Origin of the sequence: Microbacterium meiriae (genome assembly GCF_040686935.1) — a bacterium.
Lineage (GTDB): Bacteria > Actinomycetota > Actinomycetes > Actinomycetales > Microbacteriaceae > Microbacterium > Microbacterium meiriae.
Genome location: NZ_JBFBMF010000004.1, coordinates 310,077 through 327,637 on the forward strand (window position 1 = coordinate 310,077; position 17,561 = coordinate 327,637).

Sequence of the window (17,561 nt, forward strand, 5' to 3'; positions counted from 1 at the left end):
CCGGTGGGGCCGGTCACCCGGCCCCACCGCGCACCTCCGACGAAGGAGCACCATGACCACTCCCGACACCGCCGGCGAGTCGGCTGCGCAGGTCGAGTACCAGGGCGCACCCGCCTCCCGGCCCCTCGAGATCGCGTTCGCCGTCGTGGCCCTCGCGTTCACCGCCGGCTACCTCTTCCTCGCCACGCAGATCCCGCTGCGCCGCGAGGCCGCCCCCGGACAGATCGACGCCCGCTTCTGGCCGCTCGTCATCGGCGTGACCGGCGTCGTGATCGCGATCGCCCTGCTCGCCGTGGCGATCACGCGACCGGCACCCACGCGGGAGGATCTCGAGAGCATCCAGCCGGGCGGCGTCCTCCGGGTGATCGCGACGATCGCGATCGCCGGCGCCTTCATCGCGCTGTGGTCCCTCGGCTCGGTCATCCTCTTCGGCTACCGGATCGAGGTCTTCCCGATCGCCTGTGCTCTGCTCATGGCCGCACTGATGCTCCTCTACGGCCACCGCCGCTGGCTGAGCCTCGTCATCTACTCCGCCGCCGTCACGGCATTCGTCTACGTCGTCTTCGGCATGCTCCTGAGGATCCCCCTGTGAATGCGCTCCTGGAGGGGCTGAACTCGCTCCTCGACATCTCGATCCTGCTGTACATGGCAGTCGGCCTCGTGCTCGGCTTCATGGTCGGCGCCTTCCCCGGCATCACCGCGACCATGGCCGTCGCACTCGCCGCCGGCTTCACCATGACCCTGGAGCCCGTGCAGGGCCTCGCGGTGCTCCTGACGATCTACGTCGCGGCGAACTTCGGCGACCGGGTGCCGTCCATCCTCATCAACACCCCTGGGACTCCCGCCTCCATCGCCACCACCCTCGACGGCTATCCCATGGCGAAGCAGGGCAGGGCCGGTCTGGCGCTGACGATCTCCGCGATCGTGTCGGCCGTCGGCATCCTCGCCTCGCTCGTGCTCTTCTCGGTCGCCGCCGTGCCGATCGCCAGCTTCGCCCGGGACTACTTCAAGTCGCCCGAGCTGTTCGCGCTCGTCGTCTTCGGCATCGCGATCATGATCGGCATCTCGTCGAAGTCGATGCTCAAGGGCATCCTGGCCGGTCTTTTCGGGCTGATGCTCGGGAGCGTCGGCACCTACGCGGCCACCGCCGACCAGCGCTTCACGTTCGGCGTGCTGGAACTCGTCGAGGGCGTGAACTTCATCGCCGTCATCATCGGTCTCTTCGGCATCGCCGAGCTGTTCGATCAGCTCCTCACGCACCGGAAGTCGCACGTCCGACCGATCTCGAGTCTCGGCCGGTGGTGGCCGAACCGCGCCGAGCTGAAGCAGAGCGGACGGGCCACCGCGGTCGGCGGGGCGGTCGGCCTCGGCGTCGGCCTCATCCCCGCGGCCGGCGGCGACATCGCCGGGCTCATCGGCTGGGAGCGGGCGCGGAAGGCGTCGAAGCACCCGGAGATGTTCGGAAAGGGCTCGATCGAGGGCGTCGCCGCGTCCGACACCGCCTCCAGCGCCACGCTCGGCGGCTCGCTCACCACCACGATGGCGCTCGGCATCCCCGGCGACTCCGTGATGGCGGTCATGATCGGCTCGATGATCATCTGGGGCATCACCCCCGGGCCCACGCTGTTCACCAACCGCCCCGACCTCGTCGTCTCGATCGTCGGCATCATGCTCGTCGCGACCCTCCTGTCGCTCGCGCTGAGCCTCGTGCGGATGAAGGGCATGGTCAAGCTGCTCGACGTGCCGCAGCCGTATCTGTGGAGCGGCATCCTCATCTTCTGCATCATCGGCACCTACGCCACCTCGAACAGTCTGTCGACGGTCGTCACGATGCTCGTCTTCGGGGTGATCGGCGTGCTGCTCAAGCGCATGCAGGTCCCGGCAGGACCCGTGGTGCTCGGCCTGCTGCTCGGTCCGCTCGCCGAGGAGAACCTCGCCCGCACGCTGGCGATCCTGCCGACGCGGCCGTTCTTCGAGGTCGTCAGCCCGATCGCCCTCGTGCTGCTCGCGCTCGCGGTGCTGTCGATCGTGATGCCCGCGATCCGCGCCGCCCGCACGCCCCGCGCCGCGCGGGCCTCGTTGGAGGACTCGATCCTCCACACCGACAGCATCGTGCAGATCGAGAAGGCGCACGACGAGCTCGCGGCGCAGCCCGACCTGCTCACCTCCACCGTCCGCAACGTCGACGCCGGTGCGCGCCGGGGACGCGCCGACCGCAAGAACCGCAAGAGCACGACCCCCGAGGAGACCGAGAAGTGACCCGCTACGACATCCTGACCGCCGTCCCGACCGCGTTCCACCGCGACGGGACCCTCGACCTCGACGGGTCGCGTGCGATCTTCCGGTTCGTGGCCGACTCGGGGAACGAGGGCGCCTTCGTTCTCGGCACCACGGGCGAGTTCCCCGCGGTGGACGCGGACGAGTTCCGGGCGCTCGTGGCCGCCGCGCTCGAGGAGCTGGCCGGCCGGATGCGCGTCATCGTGCACGTCGGGCAGCCGAGCACGTTCGAGGCCGTGCGTCTGGTCGGCATCGCGAAGGAGCTCGGGGCCACGGAGTTCGCGGCCCTCACCCCCTATTACCTGCGTGCCACGGACGATGCGATCCTCGACTACTACCGTGCCGTCTCGGCGGCGGTGGGCGACGGGCGCCTGTACGTCTACATCTACCCCGCGCGTAGCGGGAACCCGGTCTCGCCGGAGCTGCTCGTGCGCATCGCCGCCCTTCCGAACGTGGTCGGGGCCAAGGTGAGCGAGCTCTCCCTCGACGACATCGCGGCGTACCGCGCGGTGGTGCCGGCCGACTTCGAGTTGTACACCGGCGCCGACCGCGACCTCATCGCGGCCGTCGAAGCGGGCGCGCAGGGCGTCGTCTCGGGCGTCTCGTCCGTGACGCCGAAGCCGTTCCGCGCACTCGCCGACGCCGGACGCTCCGGAGATGGGGAGGCCATCGCCGCGGCGCAGGCAGCCGTGGACGACGTCGTCGCGCTCATCGGCGGCGACATGGCGCGGATGAAGGAGGCGTACCGCGTGCTCGACGTCGTGGACACGCACTGCCGCATGGCGATCGCCGAGCCCTCCGCCGATGAGCGGGCGGCTGTCGCGCAGGTGGTGGCCGCGCACCGCTGACACGACTCCGGGACATACACGGGCGGAATGCCGCGGCCTTCGGGTCGCGGCATTTCTGCATGGGCTCCCTCTTACTTGTCCGACAAGTGAGCGCTGCCAGGAGCCTACTTGACGACACGCGGGGAGAGTGTCTAGGCTCAAGAACGGAAATTCCACCGATGTCGCGAAGGAGCGAACGGGACATGTCAGACAAGATTGAGATCACCGGGTCCGACTTGTCAGACGCGCTCGCTCGACGTCTGGCTCAGCACCTGCAGCGCTCCGGGCTGGAGATCGGCGACCCGCTGCCCACCGAGGCCGAGCTCGGCGCCGTGCTGGAGGTGGGACGGCAGCGCATCCGGGAAGCCCTCAGCGTGCTCGAAGCGTTCGGCATCGTGGCCTCTCGGCAGGGCGCGCGCCGCGTGTGGCGCGGGTTCCGTGCCGCCGATCTCGCCACCCGCTGGATCGGCTTCGTCGACGACCCGGAGGCCGCCACCCGCGAGCTCCTGGAAGTGCGTCACGCGCTGGAGACTTCGCTGCTTCCCCTGGTCATCCCGCGCCTGCAGCCGAGCGACCTGACCCGCCTGCGTCTGCTCTCGGAGGAGATGGTGGAGCGGGCCCTGCGCAACGAGAGCTTCGCGGAGCTCGACCAGCAGTTCCACCGCGGGCTGCTCGCGCCGATGCGCAATGCGTTCGTGGACCAGTTCCTGCAATCCTTCTGGGTCGTCTTCGCGGCCGCGCGACGGGAGGAGCCCGTGGAGGAGGACCCGGCCATCGCCGCGATGCACGGTCGCATCATCGACGCGATCGAGGCCGGCGACACCCGCCGAGCCGTCCACGAGCTCGACGCGCACTTCTACGGCGTCCGCAACCGCTACCCGGACATCGACTTCGGCACCACGGCCGCGCTGCCGGTCTGACCCCTCCCCGCACCGGCGCTTTCTGCCGCACCCGTTTTGAAATCGATTTCGCACCACCCTCATCTGATCGACGAAGGAGTACGCATCATGAGATCCACCCGATTCCTCCCCGGATTGGCCGTCCTCGGCGTGGTCGCCCTCACCGCCGGCTGCGCCGGAGGCGCCCCGAAGGGCGAGGGCAACGGTCCCGTCGAGATCACCTACTGGCTCTGGCAGGACGACGCGACCGACCCCACCTGGACAGAGCTCGCGGACGAGTTCAACGACGCGCAGGACGAGGTGGAGGTCGTGCTGGAGACGATCCCGCTCGACCAGTACCAGAACCAGCTCGTGTCCTCCGCGATGAACGGCACCGGTCCGGACGCCGCCCGCAGCAAGGACTGGTGGCTCGGGCAGTTCGCGCCGCAGGGCGCCATCGCGGACCTCACCCCGTACGTCGACGACTGGGACGCCTCGGATGACGTGGTCGACTCCCTCTGGGCGACGGGACAGCTGCCCGGCGAGGACGCGGTGTACATGCTGCCGCACCAGTACACGACGCTCTACCTCTACTACCGCACGGACTACTTCGAGGAGCTCGGGCTCGACGCGCCGCGCACGCAGCAGGACCTCCTCGACGCGGCGGCCGCCCTCACCGGCGACGGCCGCTACGGCATCGACGTCCGCGGCGGTGCGGGCGGGCAAGACCAGTGGCTCGCGTGGATGTACGCCGGCGGCGCGTCGGTCGTCGACGACTCCGGCGAGGTCGTCCTGGACGACGCGAAGGGCGTCGCGGTGAACGAGGACTACCTCAGCATCGTCACCGACCTGCAGGCCGCGCCCCCCGGATCGATCACGGCCGCCTTCGCCGACGTCAAGACGAACTTCGTCGAGGGTCTCACCGGCATGATGATCCATCACCCGGGTTCCCTGAAGGAGCTGCAGGGCGTCTTCGGCGACAAGCTCGGCGTCGTCCCGATCCCCACGGAGGACGGGAAGCCGGGCGCGACACTCGGCAGCATGAGCGGCAACGTCATCCTCGAGGGCTCCGACAAGAAGGACGCCGCGTGGACCTGGATCTCCTGGCTGAGCGAGGAGGCGCAGATGGAGAAGATCTCCGCCTCGCCGCAGGGCCAGCTGCCCGTGCTCGAGTCGGTGATCGACACCGAGGCGTACTCGTCCGACCCGCAGCTCGCGGTCGCGGTCGACGCGATCCCCACCGCCAAGACCTGGCCGGCGCTGGAGGGGGTGGCGGAGCTCGCCGCCAAGGAGTGGAACCCGCTCATCCAGCAGGCGTTCCAGGGTGAGATCAGCAGCCAGGACGTGCTGACGAAGATGTCCGACGTGCTGCGCTGAGGACCGACATGGCAAGCTCCACTCTCACGGAAGCGGTCGTCACCGGCCGGCCGGCCCCGCGCCGGCCGGTGACCCGGCCCCGGCGGCGCGCTCGCCGCGGGTCGGTCGCCCCGCTCGTCCTGCTCGCGCCGGCGATCGCGCTGGTCGCGGTCTTCGCCGGGTATCCGCTGGTCCGCTCGATCTGGTTCTCGTTCAACGACGTGAGCGTCTTCACCGGCGTGCTCGAGTTCGTCGGGTTCCAGAACTTCGCCAGTGTCATCGGCACGGCGGAGTTCCTGCCCACGCTCGGCCGCACGGCCATCTGGACGTTCGGCGCCGTCTCCCTCCAGCTGATCGGCGGGCTGTCGCTCGCGCTCATGCTGAACAACCGCTTCCCGCTGCGGGGCGTGTACCGCGGGCTGATCATGATCCCGTGGGCGACGCCCAGCGTCCTGGTCGCGCTGATGTGGAAGTGGATCCTCGATCCGAACAACGGCGTCCTCAATCAGTGGCTGCTGAACGCCGGGGTCATCGACGCCCCGATCGAGTTCCTGTCGCAGAACAGCACCGCGCTGCCGACCCTCGTGATGATCGACGTCTGGCAGGGCATCCCGCTCTTCGCGATCATGATCCTCGCGGCGCTGCAGAGCGTGTCCGGCGAGCTCAAGGAGTCCGCGCAGATCGACGGATGCGGGCCGGTCGGCGTGTTCCGTCACGTCGTGCTGCCCGCCATCCTCCCGACGATCCTCATCACGACGCTCCTGCGCCTGATCTGGACCTCGAACTACGTCGACCTCATCTTCATCCTCACCGGCGGCGGGCCGGGCACGTCCTCGACGACGCTGGCGCTCGAGTCGTATCTGACGACCTACAAGGCCAGCGACTTCGGTGCCGGCGCGGCGTACGCCGTCATCCAGGCCCTGTTCCTCGCCGTCTTCATCGCGCTCTACGTGCGCCTCACCCGGAAGGACACCACGCGATGAGTACGACGACCGTCCCCGTCCGCTTCGGCCGCTTCGCGGGAAGGACCGGCTTCGCGATCGCCCTCCTCGGCGTCCTCGCGATCGTGCTCGGGCCGTACATCGTCATGTTGCTGACGTCGCTCACGCCCCGGGATCAGCTCGCCGGCGCCGGAGCGAACCTCATCCCCTCGGAGTTCACGACCGCCTCCTACGCCGAGCTGCTGTCGACCACGCCGTTCCTGACCTATCTGCGGAACAGCCTCACCGTCGCCGCGATCGCCGTCCCGGTGACCCTCGTCGTCTCCACCGGCGCCGCGATCGCGATGTCGCGGTTCGACTTCCGCGGCCGCGGGGCCGTCATGATCGGGCTGCTGCTCGCACAGATGTTCCCCGCCGTGCTGCTCGTGATCTCGCTGCAGGGGCAGCTCCGCGGAATGGGGCTGATGGACACGACGCTGGGCCTCGCACTGGTCCACGCCGCGTTCGCCACGCCGTTCGCCACCTGGCTGCTCAAGGGCTTCGCGGACTCGATCCCGCGCGAGATCGAGGAGGCCGGCCAGATCGACGGGGCCTCGTCCTGGCAGATCATCCGCATCCTGCTGCTGCCCCTGCTGCGGCCGGGGATGGTGGCGGCGGGAACCTACGCGTTCATCCTCACCTGGAACGAGTTCCTCTACGCCCTCACGTTCACCTCGCAGACGGCGACCCGCACCCTGCCGGTCGGCCTGCACCTGTTCATCGGCGAGTACCAGATCCGGTGGGATCTGCTCACCGCGGGCGGCGTGCTCTCGGTGCTCCCCGTCGTCGTCGGCTTCCTCCTCGTGCAGAAGCGCCTCGTCGCCGGACTCGCCGCCGGCGCCGTCAAGGGCTGACGCCCCCTCCGACCCCTCCTCGTCGTCCCGGAAGGACCACGCATGAAAATCGAATCGATCGACCTCCAGCTCTCCCGCATCCCCCTCCCCAAGGGGCCGTGGGGGGACCAGATCCATCGGGTGACCCACATCGAGATCATCCTCGCCGACATCACCACCGACACCGGCCTGGTCGGCACCGGGTTCAGCCACACCTCCGGCGTCGGCGGCCAGATGATGATGGCGGCGCTGCGCGAGCTCATCCCCACGCTCATCGGCCGTGAGGTCAATCCGCGAGCCGTCTGGCAGCACTCCTGGCAGCATCTCCGCGACAACGGCCCCGGCGGGACCACCACGCTCGCGCTCGCCGCGATCGACGTGGCGCTGTGGGATCTGCTGGGGCTGCACTACCAGCAGCCTCTCGCGAAGCTCCTCGGGCAGGTGCGCGACCGGGTCGCGCTGTACGGCAGCGGCATCAACCTCAACCTGTCCGCCGAGGAGGTCGTCGAGCAGGTCAAGGAGTGGAAGGCCGACGGGTACGCCGCCGGGAAGGTCAAGGTCGGCAAGCCGGACCTCGAGGAGGACGTCTACCGGCTCACCAAGATCCGCGAGGCCGTCGGCGAGTACCCGCTCATGGTCGACGCCAACCAGGGATGGACCTACGGAGAGGCGGTCCGGGCGGTCACCCGGTTCCGCGACCTCAACCTGTACTGGGTCGAGGAGCCGCTGCGCGTGGACGACGTCGCCTCCCACGCCCGCCTCCGGGCGCGCTCTCCGATCCCGATCGGCCTGGGCGAGAACGTCTACACGCTCCAGCAGTTCAACCAGTACCTCCTCGCCGACGCGTGCGACTTCATCCAGGCCGATGTCGGTCGTGTGGGCGGCATCACGCCCTACATGGACATCGCCGCCCTGGGCCGGGCGTACAACGCCCCCATGACGCCGCACTTCGTGATGGAGCTCACGGCCAACGTGCTCTGCGCGGTGCCCAACGCGCTGTTCGGCGAGATGACGGACGGCGGCACGCTCACCGACCTCGGCGTCATCGTGCCGCAGCGGCCGCAGAACGGGTTCTTCGTCCCGACCGGAGCGCCGGGCAACGGCCTGGAGTACGACCGCGAGAACCTCGCGCGGCACGCGGTGAGCTGAGGGAGACGAACGACATGACGGACATCTTCGACCTCACCGACCGCATCATCCTCGTCACCGGCGGCCTCGGCCAGATCGGCTCGGCTTTCGTCCGCGAGCTGCACGGGCGCGGTGCCCGGGTGGCCGTGGCATCGCGCACCGTCGACGCCGCGCGCGTGAAGGAGACGTTCCCCGAGATCGCCGACAGCCCGCGCCTCCTCGGCGTCTCCGTGGACATCGTCTCGAAGGACAGCGTCGAGGCCGGCCTCGATGCGATCGTCGATGCGTGGGGTGCGGCGCCGGACGGCGTGATCAACAACGCGGGACTGGACACCCAGCCGAGCGCGCCGCCCGAGGTCTCCGGCCCGTTCGAGGACTTCCCCCTCGACGTGTTCCGGGAGGTGGTCGACGTGAACCTCGTCGGCACCTTCCTCGTGACGCAGGCGGCCGGTGCCCGGATGCGCGCCGCCGGAAAACCGGGCTCGATCATCAACGTCGGCTCGATCTACGGGATGGTGTCCCCGGTGCAGGACATCTACGCCTACAAGGAGGAGCAGACCGGGGTGCCGTTCGTGAAGCCGGTGGCGTACTCGGCGGCGAAGTCGGGGCTCTACAACCTCACGCGCTACTGCGCGACGTACTGGGGGCGGCAGGGGATCCGGGTCAACACCCTCACTCCGTCCGGCGTCGGCCGAGACACGCAGGACGCGACCTTCCGGCAGAACTACACGGCGCGCATCCCGATCGGGCGGATGGCGGAGGCGACCGACTTCAACGGTGCCGCGGTCTTCCTGCTCTCCGATGCCTCGCGCTACATGACCGGAGCGAACCTCGTCGTGGACGGGGGGTGGACGGCATGGTGACCACCGCGGCGGACCTCGGGGTGTTGATGGCGGCGATCGCCACGCCCTACGACGCGGAGGGGGCGTTCGACACCGGGCTGCTCTCGACGCTCATCGGGGACTACGTGGCGCGCGGGGTCGAGGGGATCTACTGCTGCGGGTCGTCGGGGGAGGGCCTCCTCCTGTCGGCGGACGAGCGGACCGCGGTGGTGGAGACCGCGGTGAGCGCCGCGGAAGGGCGGATACCCGTCGTCGCCCACGTCGGCGCGCTGTCCACGAGGGAGGCCATCGAGCTCGCGCGACGGGCGCAGCAGGCCGGCGCATCCGCGCTCTCGATGATCCCGCCGATCTACTACTCGTTCGGCATCGAGGCCGTCCTCGACCATTACCGCGCGGTGCTGGACGCCGTGGATCTCCCGCTCATCGTCTACAACATCCCGCAGTTCACCGGGACGGAGTTCACGGTCGAGACGGCCGGCGAGCTCCTGGACGACGATCGGGTGATCGGACTCAAGCAGACCGCGCACAACATGTACGCCCTGGAGCGCATGAAGACGGCTTTCCCCGACAAGGCCTACATCAACGGCTTCGACGAGGTGTTCGTGCCGGCGCTCGCCGCCGGCGCCCGCGGGACCATCGGCACGACCGTCGGGCTGCAGGTCGAGCTCTTCCAGGCGGCGCGTCGCCTCCTCGACGTCGGCGACCTGGCCGGAGCGCAGCGGGTGCAGAGCCGGATCAACCATGTCATCGCCGAGCTGGTCGCGATCGACGTCTTCCCCGCGGCGAAGTACCTCTCCGGTCGCAATGCGGGAGGTGCCGGGGCGCTGGGTGACTGCCGCCGCCCGTTCCGGCCGCTCTCGGACGCCGCTCGGGCCCGACTGGATGCCCTGGGCGCGACACTCGACGGGTTCCTCGCGGAGGTCTGAGGGCTGAAACCGGTTACAGTGGGTGCCCATGGCCACGATCTACGACGTCGCGCGGCGGGCCGGCGTCTCACCGGCCACGGTCTCACGCGTCTTCAACGGTACGAGCGTGTCAGAGGAGAAGGCGGCGGCCGTGCGGGCGGCGGCGGAGGAGCTCCGATTCACGCCGAACCGGACGGCGCGCACGCTGCGGACCCAGAGCTCCGAGGTCATCGCCCTGGTGATCCCGGACATCGAGAATCCGTACTTCACCGAGATGGCGCGTGGGGTGGAGGACGCGGCGTCCGAGGCGGGGTACTCCGTCGTGCTCTGCAACTCCGACGCCCAGGTCGAGAAGGAGGCGACGTACCTCCGGATCGCGATCGCCGAGAACATGTCGGGGGTGATCATCGCGACGGCGGATGAGCACTCGGATCTCGCGCCGGTGCGGGCGACGGGGCGACCCGTGGTCGCCGTGGACCGTCGCACGGCCACCGACATCGACGGCGTGGTGATGGCCAACCGGGAGGCGGGAGCCGCAGCGACGCAGAGCCTGCTCGACGCCGGGTATCGCCGCATCGCGTACATCGGGGGGCCCGCGCACATCGACACCGCGGCCGAGCGGGCGGAAGGTTGGCGGGGAGCCCTCTCGGCGATGGATCCCCATCATGAGCTGTCCTCGCTCCAGCGCTTCGCCACGTTCCGGGTCGACGGCGGGCGTGCGGCCATGGAGGAGCTCCTCGCGCTGCCGGAGCCGCCGGACGCGGTCGTCGCCGGGAACAACCTCATCGGCGTCGGCGCGATCCAGGTCCTCACGGAGCGCGGCCTCACCCCTCCGGAACTCGGTGTCGCGGTGATCGGATCGCTGCCCTTCACGACGCTGTCTCCCTCCGCTGTGACCGTCGTGCGGTTGCCGGCGCGGCACATGGGCGTGACGGCGGCGCGGATGCTGCTCGAACGGATCAGGGGAGACGTGCAGCCGGCTCGGACGGTCGTCCTCTCCGGTGAGGTGCAACGCGCAGCCGCACGCGCCTGACCGCAGGTCTCTACTGCGACCGCCAGAACCGCGCTGCGAGGTTCGTCATCTCCTTGTCGAGATCGTCGACCTTCACCTCCAATCGGTCGAGGCGGTGATCGAGACCGTCGAGTCGTGCGGTCATCTCGCCGCGGAGCCCGATCATCTCGCCACGCAGCCCGATCATCGCTCCCTGCAGCGCACCCATCGCCGCGCGCAGCGCTCCGATCTCGCTCATCATCACTCCGTGCAGCGCTGCCAGCGCCGCGTGCAGCCCACCAGTTTCGTTCGTCATCTCGATGCGGAGGGTGCCGATCTCGGTGGTCATCTCGGTGCGGAGGGTGCCGATCTCGGTGGTCATCTCGGTGCGGAGGGTGCCGATCTCGGTGGTCATTTCGGTGCGGAGGGTGCCGATCTCGGCGGTCATGTCGGTGCGGAGGGTGCCGATCTCGGTGGTCATGTCGGTGCGGAGGCCGTTGATCTCGCCGGTCATGTCGGTGCGGAGGGTGCCGATCTCACTGCGTAGTCGTGTGGTCTCGGTGGTCATCTCGGTGCGGAGGCCGGCGATCTCGGTGGTCATGTCGGTGCGGAGGCCGGCGATCTCGGTGGTCATGTCGGTGCGGAGCCTGCCGATCTCGCCGGTCATCTCTCCTCGCAGTCCGCCGATCTCCGCACGGAGCACGCGACCGAACTGCGTCGTCATGAGGGTCATGCCGCCGAGCATCGTCGTCACGAAGATGCCGATCAGCGTCCATACCTGCGGGTCGTCCAAGGGCATGCCTCCAGTCTCGATCGGAGGGGTCAGGATGTCACGGTATTCCGGTGCTGAACCGGCGTTTTCCCGGTCAGGAGCGGGGATGGTGGAATCTTCGGAGATCGGCCATCGCGGTGCAGGAGCGGTCACCTCCTTGCGCCCTGAAATCGATTTCGCGTAGCCTGGGTCCAGGTCGGCACGGCCCGTCGGTATCGAAGGAGAGACCATGCGCTGCACCCTCGGGGTGGACATCGGCACGTCCAGCAGCAAGGGCGTCCTCGTGGACCCCGCCGGCACGATCCTCGCGACTGCGACCCGCGCGCACGACGTCTCCCGTCCGCAGTCCGGATGGGTCGAGATGGACGGCCGGATCTGGTGGGACGAGTTCGCCGAGCTGGCCACCGACCTTCTCTCCGCGGTCCCCGACGCGGAGGTCGTGGGGGTCGGAGTGAGCGGCATGGGCCCGTGCATCCTGCTCGCCGACGAGGACGACGAGCCCGTGCGCCCCGCGATCCTCTACGGCGTGGACACCCGTTCCACCGCGCAGATCGAGCGCATGACGGCGGAGCTCGGCGTCGAGGAGATCACCCGCGTGGGCGGCTCGACCCTCACGTCGCAGGCCGGCGGCCCCAAGATCGCCTGGGTCGCCGAGGAGGAGCCCGAGGCCTGGCAGCGCGCGCGGCGGCTCTACATGCCCGCCTCCTGGTTGGCTCGCAAGCTCACCGGTGCCTACGTCCTCGACCACCAGTCCGCCAGCCAGGTTTCGCCGTTGTACGACATCGAGGGCGAGCGCTGGCACGAGCCCTGGTGGCAGCGGTTCGCCGGGACGGTCGAGCAGCCGCCGCTGCGCTGGGCGGGGGAGATCGCGGGCACCGTGACCGCCGCTGCGGCGGCCCTGACCGGCCTGCCCGAGGGGACGCCGGTCATCACCGGCACGATCGACGCCTGGACCGAGGCGGTGAGTGTCGGCGCCCACGAGGTCGGCGACCTCATGCTGATGTACGGTACGACGATGTTCCTCGTCGCGACCGGGGAGCAGACCCTCCGTACGCCCTCGATGTGGACGACGGCCGGCGCCTTCGCGGGAACGCGCAACCTCGCCGGCGGGCTGTCCACATCCGGAGCGCTTACCGCGTGGCTGAAGGACCTCTCCGGTGCCGACTACCCGGCGCTGCTGGCCGAGGCGGAGGAGTCGGGGCCCGGCGCGAACGGCCTGCTGATGCTGCCGTACTTCGCCGGCGAGCGCACCCCGATCCAGGATCCGGATGCCCGCGGGATCATCGCCGGGCTCACCCTCCGGCACACCCGAGGAGACCTCTACCGCGCCGCCCTCGAGGCCACCGCGCTGGGCGTGCGCCACAACGTCGAGACCATGCGCGCCGCCGGGGCCGATATCCGCCGCATCGTGGCGGTCGGCGGGGGCACGCAGGGGCGGCTGTGGCTGCAGATCGTCTCGGACATCACCGGGCTCGTGCAGGAGGTGCCGCAGACCACGATCGGCGCGAGCTACGGCGCGGCCTTCCTCGCGGCGACGGCCACGGCCGCCGAGGGTGCCGCGCCCGCGATCACCGACTGGAACCCCATCGCCGACACCGTCCGCCCGGACGAGGGTCTGCGCCCCTTCGCCGACGCCCTCTTCGACCGCTACGTGCGGCTGTACGACGGCTCGAAGGACGTCGTCCACGAACTCGCCGCCGCTCAGCGCGACGGCTCCCCGACCACCTCGACCCCGGAGAACTCATGACCGCTTACACGCTGCCCACCCCGGCGCCCCGTCCTGCCACGGCGCCGAAGACCGCCTACCTGATCGCGTCCGGCGATCTCCGTGAGTCGGCCAACACGGCCGGCTGGCCCACCCAGGTCGAGCTCGAAGCCGGGGTCACCGGCGTGCTGAACGACCTCGGCTGGACGGTCATCCGCGCCAACGAGGTCGACCCGGAGACCGGTCACGGGTTCATCTCCAGCCAGCGCATGGGTCTCGAGGTCTTCACGAACATCCCCGTCGACGCACCGCTCATCGTCGCCGAGGCCGTCTGGCAGTACTCGCACCACGTGCTCGCGGGCCTCCGCACGCACGAGGGTCCGATCCTCACGGTGGCGAACTTCGCGGGCGACTGGCCCGGCCTCGTCGGCCTCCTCGGCCTCAACGCGGGCCTGACGAAGATGGACAAGCCGTACGCGACGATCTGGTCGGTCGACTTCACCGACGACTGGTTCCGCGACGGCATCCGGGAGTGGACCGAGACCGGCGCCATCACCCACGATGCCTCCCACGTGCGTCCGCTCCCCGCGCTGCCCGACAGCCCGGAGAAGCAGCTCGGCGAGGCCCTGGCCGCGGAACTGCGCGCTGAGAAGGCCATCATCGGCGTCTTCGACGAGGGCTGCATGGGAATGTACAACGCCATCTTCGACGACGAGCTCCTCAACCAGACCGGCATCTACAAGGAGCGCCTGTCGCAGTCGGCGCTCTACGCGGAGATGCTGAACGTGACCGACGAGGAGGCCGACGCCGCGTACGACTGGCTGATCGAGCGGGGGATGACGTTCCGCTACGGCGAGGACGCCGCGACCGAGCTCACCCGTGAGCAGGTGCAGTGGCAGCTGAAGATGTACATCGCCGCGCTCCGCATCGCGGACGACTTCGGGCTCGACGCGGTCGGCATCCAGTACCAGCAGGGGTTGAAGGACCTCGTTCCGGCCTCGGACCTGGCGGAGGGCATCCTCAACTCCACCGAGCGCCCGCCGGTGACCTCGCGCGACGGCTCCCGCGTGCTGCACGAAGGGCGCGCGTTCCCGCACTTCAACGAGGCCGACGAGGGCGTCGCCGTCGATGCGCTCGTGACCGACCGCGTCTGGCGTGCGATGGGGCTCGTCCCCGACAACACTCTCCACGACGTCCGCTGGGGCGAGGACCACGACGGGCAGTTCGTATGGGTGTACGAGATCTCCGGCTCGGTGCCGGCCTCCCACCTCGGCGGCTGGCAGAACGCGGAGGGCTGGCGCCAGGGGCACGTGTTCTTCCCTGCGGGCGGCGCCACGATCAACGGCGTGTCGAAGCCCGGCGAGGTCGTGCTCTCGCGGGTGTTCATCGCCGAGGGGGTCCTGCAGGCGGACATCTTCCGGGCGTCGGTCGTCGAGCTGCCGGCGGAGGAGACGCAGCGCCGGAAGGACGCCACGAACCCGGAGTGGCCGATCGCCCACGTGGTGCTGCACGGCATCTCGCGCGACCAGTTCATGGCACGGCACAAGGCGAACCACGCGCAGCTCGTCTACGCCCCCGACGCCGAGACCGCGGACAAGGCGCTGATCGCGAAGGCCGCGATGTTCGACGGCATGGGCATCAAGGTCAACCTCGTCGGCGACGTGGCGATCTGAGGCCGCGGGACGGTCACTGCGAGCGCCAGAACCGCGTCGCGAGGTTCGTGAGCTCCCTGTCGAGATCGTCGACCTTCGTCTCGATGCGTCCGAGCCGGGCGTCGAGGCCGTCGATCCGTGCGGAGAGGGTGCCGTCGATGCGATCGATCCGTGCGGAGAGCGTGCCGTCGATGCGGTCCACCTCCGCACGGATCACGCGGCTGAGCTGCGACGTCATGAGTGTCATGCCGCCGAGCATCACGGCGGCGAAGACGCCGATCAGTGTCCATACCTGCGGGTCGTCCACGGTCATGCCTCCAGTCTGAGTCCGGGGTCTCAGGCTGTCACGGTATTCCGCAGGGGCAGGGCCGCGAACACGGGACCTGTGGACGGGAGAAGCGGTACCGGGGTCGGTGCAGGAGCAGCCCTCAGGGGGAGGGGCGGAGGTCGCTCGGCGGGCCGCTCAGCGCGCGCAGGGCGTAGAGGATCGTCGCGAGGTCGACGAGCTCCTGCACCAGTGCGCCGACGACCGCGGGGATGACGCCGGTCATTGCCACGACCATCAGTCCCACGCTCAGACCGATCCCGATCCAGATCGCGGTGAGGGCCACGCGGAGGGTGTGCCGTCCGATCGCGACGGCGTCGACGACCTTGGCGAGCGAATCCACGAGGATGACGACGTCGGCGGCGTCTCCGGCGGCCGTCGCCCCCTTCGCACCCATCGCGATGCCGATGTCGGCCGCTGCCAGCACCGGGGCGTCGTTCACACCGTCGCCGACCATCAGCACGGGCCGTGGCTGCATCTCGGCGGCCAGACGCACCTTCTCGGGAGGCAGCAGCTCGGCGTGGATCTCGTCGATCCCGACCTGCCGTCCGATCGACTCCGCCGTGGTGGCCACATCCCCGGTCAACATCGCGAGCCGGTCGACCTCGTGCGTCCGCATCCAGGAGACCACGGCGGGCGCCTCCGGGCGGGCGGCGTCGGCGAGCACAAGGACCCCTGCGAACCGACCGTCCACGGCGACGTACGCGGCGGCCTGTCCTGGCGCGAGCTCCGCCCGCATGGTGTCCGAGGCGAGGGAGGCCACGTAGGCCGGCTTGCCGACGACCACTGAACGGCCGCCGATCGTCGCGGAGACGCCGTTCGTCGCGGTCTCGCTCGCCTCCGTCGCCCCGTGCAGCGCCAGGCCCCGTGCGGCGGCGGCGCGACGGATGCCGTCGGCGAGCACGTGCGACGAGTACTGCTCGGCGGAGGCGGCGAGTCGCAGGATCTCATCCGCATCGAAACCGCGGGACGGTCGCACGTCGACCAGCTCCGGCCTCCCCTGGGTGAGCGTCCCGGTCTTGTCGAACGCGGCCGAGCGCACCCGGGCGATCTGCTCGATGACCGCGCCGCTCTTCATGATGACGCCCGACTTCGCCGCCCGGGAGAGTCCGCCGAGGAAGGCGACGGGAGCGGCGATCAGCAGGGGACAGGGCGTCGCCAGCACGAGCACCTCGGCGAACCGAGTCGCGTCGCCGGAGAGTGCCCACGCCGTCCCCGCGAGCACGAGCGCGACGGCGGTGAACGGGATCGCGAACCGGTCGGCGAGACGCACGATGGGAGCGTGGGAGGACTCGGCCTGGGCGACCAGGGCGACGATCTGCTGATACTGACTGTCGGCGCCGGTGCGGAGGGCGCGGAGGCGGATGGCCCGGCTGCCGTTGATCGCGCCCGACAGCACCTCGTCGCCCGCACCGCGCGTCACGGGCAGACTCTCGCCCGTGAGCGACGATTCGTCGAACGACGCGCTGTCCGTGAGCAGTTCACCGTCCACGGGGATGATCTCCGCCGGGCGCACGAGAAGCACGTCGCCCACGGCCACATCGTCGACCGGCACCTCCCTCGCCGCGTCCGAGTCCGCGTCCTCGGGACGCGTCAGCACATGGGCGCTGCGGGGCGAGCGATCCAGCAGTGCGGAGAGGTCGCGCTTCGCCCGGCGGCCCGCGAAGTCCTCCAGCGCCTCGCCGCCGGAGAGCATCAGGACGATGATGAGCGCCGCGATGTATTCGCCCACCGCGAGCGTCGCGACCATGGCGACGACGGCGAGGATGTCGAGTCCGACGTGGCCGCGGAGCACGTCGCGCACCATTCCGATGAGGGTCCAGACCACCACCGCAGCCACGAAGACCGTGGCGACCCACCGGCCGATGGTCTCCTCCCCGGCGGCGTGAAGCCCTCCGACCACGGCGAAGACGATGACCGTCAGGGTGATGACGGGGTACCGCCAGAGGAGTCGGAGGGCGCGCATGCGTCCAGCATCGTCGGAATCGGTGCGCACCGCCAGCATCCCCCTTCCGACACCTCTGCTTAAGCGATATAGTCGGCCGCGAGTCGCGACGTCGCGGCCCGCTCTCGACAACGACGCCGAAGGA

General features: G+C 69.8%; 16 protein-coding genes. 13 read left to right on the forward strand and 3 right to left on the reverse strand.

The window, feature by feature from the left end; translation table 11 throughout:
• The first annotated feature begins 52 nt into the window (after positions 1-52).
• The 11 genes from AB0P08_RS14810 (at position 53) to AB0P08_RS14860 (ending at position 11,059) form a co-directional block, all read left to right on the forward strand.
• The gene (locus tag AB0P08_RS14810) at positions 53-592 is read left to right on the forward strand and encodes a tripartite tricarboxylate transporter TctB family protein (protein ID WP_363590351.1); all 540 of its coding nucleotides are present in this window, start codon (positions 53-55) and stop codon (positions 590-592) included.
• A complete protein-coding gene (locus tag AB0P08_RS14815; protein WP_363590352.1) occupies positions 589-2,259 on the forward strand; it encodes a tripartite tricarboxylate transporter permease in 1,671 nt (556 codons plus the stop codon). Before AB0P08_RS14810 ends, AB0P08_RS14815 begins: the two co-directional genes overlap by 4 nt.
• Positions 2,256-3,125: a dihydrodipicolinate synthase family protein gene (locus tag AB0P08_RS14820; protein ID WP_363590353.1), complete on the forward strand. Its 870-nt coding sequence runs from the start codon at positions 2,256-2,258 to the stop codon at positions 3,123-3,125. The genes AB0P08_RS14815 and AB0P08_RS14820 overlap by 4 nt, the downstream gene beginning before the upstream one ends.
• Before the next feature lie 182 nt (positions 3,126-3,307).
• Positions 3,308-4,024, forward strand: a complete 717-nt coding sequence (locus tag AB0P08_RS14825) for a FadR/GntR family transcriptional regulator (RefSeq protein ID WP_187662638.1) — start codon at positions 3,308-3,310, stop codon at positions 4,022-4,024.
• Positions 4,025-4,111: 87 nt separating this feature from the next.
• Entirely contained in the window at positions 4,112-5,359 is a 1,248-nt protein-coding gene (locus tag AB0P08_RS14830) for an ABC transporter substrate-binding protein (protein WP_363590354.1), read from the forward strand.
• 8 nt (positions 5,360-5,367) lie between these two features.
• On the forward strand, positions 5,368-6,321 hold the full coding sequence (locus AB0P08_RS14835) for a carbohydrate ABC transporter permease (protein ID WP_280564493.1): 954 nt from the start codon (positions 5,368-5,370) through the stop codon (positions 6,319-6,321).
• Positions 6,318-7,172: a carbohydrate ABC transporter permease gene (locus tag AB0P08_RS14840; RefSeq protein WP_363590355.1), complete on the forward strand. Its 855-nt coding sequence runs from the start codon at positions 6,318-6,320 to the stop codon at positions 7,170-7,172. The genes AB0P08_RS14835 and AB0P08_RS14840 overlap by 4 nt, the downstream gene beginning before the upstream one ends.
• A 42-nt stretch (positions 7,173-7,214) precedes the next feature.
• Positions 7,215-8,300 carry a mandelate racemase/muconate lactonizing enzyme family protein gene (locus tag AB0P08_RS14845; protein WP_315636562.1) on the forward strand — a complete coding sequence of 362 codons (1,086 nt, stop codon included), beginning with the start codon at positions 7,215-7,217 and terminating at the stop codon, positions 8,298-8,300.
• Positions 8,301-8,314: 14 nt separating this feature from the next.
• Positions 8,315-9,142, forward strand: a complete 828-nt coding sequence (locus AB0P08_RS14850) for an SDR family oxidoreductase (RefSeq protein ID WP_363590356.1) — start codon at positions 8,315-8,317, stop codon at positions 9,140-9,142.
• Complete coding sequence (locus AB0P08_RS14855; protein WP_363590357.1) at positions 9,136-10,047, forward strand: dihydrodipicolinate synthase family protein; 912 nt, start codon at positions 9,136-9,138, stop codon at positions 10,045-10,047. The genes AB0P08_RS14850 and AB0P08_RS14855 overlap by 7 nt, the downstream gene beginning before the upstream one ends.
• Before the next feature lie 28 nt (positions 10,048-10,075).
• A complete protein-coding gene (locus AB0P08_RS14860; protein WP_363590358.1) occupies positions 10,076-11,059 on the forward strand; it encodes a LacI family DNA-binding transcriptional regulator in 984 nt (327 codons plus the stop codon).
• 10 nt (positions 11,060-11,069) lie between these two features.
• On the opposite strand, the gene AB0P08_RS14865 is transcribed toward AB0P08_RS14860, so the two are convergent.
• Positions 11,070-11,816: a hypothetical protein gene (locus AB0P08_RS14865; protein WP_363590359.1), complete on the reverse strand. Its 747-nt coding sequence runs from the start codon at positions 11,814-11,816 to the stop codon at positions 11,070-11,072.
• Positions 11,817-12,018: 202 nt separating this feature from the next.
• Between AB0P08_RS14865 and AB0P08_RS14870 the strand changes: the two genes are divergently transcribed.
• Both AB0P08_RS14870 and AB0P08_RS14875 read left to right on the forward strand, forming a co-directional pair.
• Positions 12,019-13,536 (forward strand): FGGY-family carbohydrate kinase, encoded by a 1,518-nt coding sequence (locus tag AB0P08_RS14870; RefSeq protein ID WP_363590360.1) that lies wholly within the window; start codon positions 12,019-12,021, stop codon positions 13,534-13,536.
• A complete protein-coding gene (locus AB0P08_RS14875) occupies positions 13,533-15,167 on the forward strand; it encodes a fucose isomerase (RefSeq protein ID WP_363590361.1) in 1,635 nt (544 codons plus the stop codon). Before AB0P08_RS14870 ends, AB0P08_RS14875 begins: the two co-directional genes overlap by 4 nt.
• A 13-nt stretch (positions 15,168-15,180) precedes the next feature.
• Here AB0P08_RS14875 and AB0P08_RS14880 read toward each other — a convergent pair whose 3' ends face one another.
• Together AB0P08_RS14880 and AB0P08_RS14885 are read right to left on the reverse strand one after the other, a co-directional pair.
• On the reverse strand, positions 15,181-15,459 hold the full coding sequence (locus AB0P08_RS14880; RefSeq protein WP_060922290.1) for a hypothetical protein: 279 nt from the start codon (positions 15,457-15,459) through the stop codon (positions 15,181-15,183).
• Positions 15,460-15,574: 115 nt separating this feature from the next.
• Positions 15,575-17,437, reverse strand: coding sequence for a heavy metal translocating P-type ATPase (locus tag AB0P08_RS14885; protein WP_363590362.1), 1,863 nt, complete (start codon positions 17,435-17,437; stop codon positions 15,575-15,577).
• Between the last annotated feature and the right edge of the window lie 124 nt (positions 17,438-17,561).

Coding starts and splice junctions, on each gene's coding strand:
- AB0P08_RS14875 (WP_363590361.1), top strand. CDS start 13,533: ATGACCGCTTACACGCTGCCCACCCCGGCGCCCCGTCCTGCCACGGCG.
- AB0P08_RS14880 (WP_060922290.1), bottom strand. CDS start 15,459: ATGACCGTGGACGACCCGCAGGTATGGACACTGATCGGCGTCTTCGCC.
- AB0P08_RS14885 (WP_363590362.1), bottom strand. CDS start 17,437: ATGCGCGCCCTCCGACTCCTCTGGCGGTACCCCGTCATCACCCTGACG.
- AB0P08_RS14865 (WP_363590359.1), bottom strand. CDS start 11,816: ATGCCCTTGGACGACCCGCAGGTATGGACGCTGATCGGCATCTTCGTG.
- AB0P08_RS14845 (WP_315636562.1), top strand. CDS start 7,215: ATGAAAATCGAATCGATCGACCTCCAGCTCTCCCGCATCCCCCTCCCC.
- AB0P08_RS14860 (WP_363590358.1), top strand. CDS start 10,076: ATGGCCACGATCTACGACGTCGCGCGGCGGGCCGGCGTCTCACCGGCC.
- AB0P08_RS14850 (WP_363590356.1), top strand. CDS start 8,315: ATGACGGACATCTTCGACCTCACCGACCGCATCATCCTCGTCACCGGC.
- AB0P08_RS14810 (WP_363590351.1), top strand. CDS start 53: ATGACCACTCCCGACACCGCCGGCGAGTCGGCTGCGCAGGTCGAGTAC.
- AB0P08_RS14855 (WP_363590357.1), top strand. CDS start 9,136: ATGGTGACCACCGCGGCGGACCTCGGGGTGTTGATGGCGGCGATCGCC.
- AB0P08_RS14835 (WP_280564493.1), top strand. CDS start 5,368: ATGGCAAGCTCCACTCTCACGGAAGCGGTCGTCACCGGCCGGCCGGCC.
- AB0P08_RS14825 (WP_187662638.1), top strand. CDS start 3,308: ATGTCAGACAAGATTGAGATCACCGGGTCCGACTTGTCAGACGCGCTC.
- AB0P08_RS14830 (WP_363590354.1), top strand. CDS start 4,112: ATGAGATCCACCCGATTCCTCCCCGGATTGGCCGTCCTCGGCGTGGTC.
- AB0P08_RS14840 (WP_363590355.1), top strand. CDS start 6,318: ATGAGTACGACGACCGTCCCCGTCCGCTTCGGCCGCTTCGCGGGAAGG.
- AB0P08_RS14870 (WP_363590360.1), top strand. CDS start 12,019: ATGCGCTGCACCCTCGGGGTGGACATCGGCACGTCCAGCAGCAAGGGC.